1 protein-coding gene is annotated in these 2,308 nt (G+C 33.1%); it reads left to right on the top strand.

What is annotated here, in order from left to right:
• Positions 1-941: 941 nt before the first annotated feature.
• A complete protein-coding gene (locus tag MM239_RS20685; protein ID WP_241350230.1) occupies positions 942-1,355 on the top strand; it encodes a hypothetical protein in 414 nt (137 codons plus the stop codon).
• Positions 1,356-2,308: the final 953 nt, after the last annotated feature.

Here is a 2,308-nt window from a genome sequence, read left to right as displayed (position 1 = left end):
GGGTATGTATTCTTGTCCGACTACTACCAAAAGGTTAAAATCAAAACTTAAAGAACCGCCGTATACCGAACGGTACGTACGGTGGTGTGAGAGGACAGATAGGGAAGTAATCCCTATCTTCCTACTCATTATGTCAATTTTCAGGTAAAAATTTTGAAATTGTTACTAGAAACCCTAAAAAATACCCTGATCAGGGTATTTTTTAGGTATTCAATTGCCCGTACCTTTGACATAACCAACAAACGAACCATGGTTTTTTATCTTATTTGTATTGGTCTGGCGCTGTTAGCTTCACTTTTATATTGGGGAGTCAAGAACAAACCAAAATTCAAAAATCACAATGTAATTTTGATCATATTGATTTTAGTGTCAATAATGGAAGTTGCTGGATATTACACAGCTCGAAGAAGTATCAATAATTCATTGTTGTATAACATAGGGTGGGTGTATGCCGAATCGCTTTTATTGATTTTTTATTTTTATTCTTTTCAACTTTCCAAAGGAGAAAAAAAAGTGATTCGATGGTTGACTATCTTGATATTTTCATGGGGATTATGCAATTCTTTATTTTATCAGGATATTACCTTCACCTTTCAATATTTTAGTTTTTTGCCATTTGCAATTTTTATAGTGGTCTTAGCCATGTGTTTTTTATATAAGATATTGACTTTAAAAATCTATGCTGAAAGGAATCTCCTTGAAGTGCCGCATTTTTGGATAGTCACCACTATTTTGTTTTTTTACATAGAGGCAATTATACTTTTTGGAACTTATCAGTTTTTTCCAGAAATTGTTGTGTCAAATGTGAAGCTATTGTTTGGGTTCAATAGGTTTATTGCATCTCTGATGTATCTATCATTTGGCTTCTCTTTTTTAGTCCCCCTTATCAAATTTCAACATCATTCAAAAAGTATTTCTTGAAATCACCTAAGTAAAGTAAAATGAAAAAAGCAACACTAAAAAAATTTAGAGCCTACTACCGAAAACATGGAAAAATCAATAACCCTGGCCTAGATTCACATGGAAAACCAATCAAAGAACAAACCGATTGGGTTTGGTTTGATAGAGAGACTATCGAAGCTGCTCTTGCTCATGCAGATCGACATGGCAAGGTTGGTGGTTTGAAGATGTATTTTGGACAGTATGATAAAGAAACGATAAATTCATTACCCAAAGATTGTGATAAAAAAGAGGCATACATTGGTAGAATTTCGCTAGTTTTGGTACCAGCAAACAAGACCAAAGAAGGTTTAAATGATATATTGCTTTCAGAAGTTTCTGGGCCTATTGATGAAGGAGGCTGGAATGGAGGAGCTATGTGTCCACCAGACTGTTCCGAGGGAGATGATGATTAGAAAATGACATTTATTGATTGGTATACAGGATTAATTCTATTGGGGTTGCTTTTGAGTATTCCCCATTTTTTTTTGCATCACGACTATTTGAAAGTGCATAGAGCTATTTTTATCATCCTATGTTTGGGGTTCTCACTAGAAGCTGTAGGGACTTATTTGAAATCCAATGGTGGAAATAATCAGTACTTGTACACTATTTTTTTTGTCTATGTAGAAACAATTTTAATTTTTCTATTTTTCAAATCAGTGTTTGAATCAAAGAGAGAGAAGTTACTGGTCAAAATTGCTATATTAACTTTTACCTCTTGGGGCATTATATATACCGTTTTTTTTGAAAGCATATTTACCTTTCATGTCCTTTCATTCTCAATTGGAAGTTTTGTGATCATTTTGTTTTCTATCTACTATTTTATGAGCATTTTTATTTTTGATATTCAAAGTTTGGATAGACTATCAATGAATCCTATATTTTGGCTAATGGTACTCATCTTTTTGTTCTATTCAACCACATTTCTTTACTTTTCGTCAATTTACTTGGTGATTGAATTAGATTCAGGTTTTAGTGCTATACTTGTTAAGTTAGTGAAAATCATGTCAATTACAATGTATTTGGGGATGGGACTGGTGTTCTATCTTCCCTATATATCAAGAAGTAAAAACAGACAATTAACCTAAATTTCTATAGATGAAAAATTCTTATTAATAGAGTCTTGTTAATATTGACACTTGTATATAGGACTATTTTATCCAAGAGAATTTCCAGGTTTGAAAGGTCTTTTAGAGCTAGTGGGAAAGGTTGGCGAAATACGAGAGACAGTCTATCACATTTTAACCCACATTGCAGGTTTTAGTCGAAAAACATAAAATTTCAGTTTATTTTCCGGTTTTTGCCTTCCAATTATCCGTACCCCCCTACGGTTAAAGTTTTTCACGCTCTCCATGAAGCCTTCTTT

The organism is Belliella filtrata, from assembly GCF_022549775.1.
In the GTDB taxonomy this organism is placed as follows: Bacteria; Bacteroidota; Bacteroidia; order Cytophagales; family Cyclobacteriaceae; genus Belliella; species Belliella filtrata.
Note: the sequence above shows the minus strand (reverse complement) of the source record. Positions and strands in the feature narration are given on the sequence as shown.

Bases quoted from the DNA above. Each gene is read 5' to 3' on its own strand.
- MM239_RS20685 (WP_241350230.1), top strand. From the start codon at position 942: ATGAAAAAAGCAACACTAAAAAAATTTAGAGCCTACTACCGAAAACAT.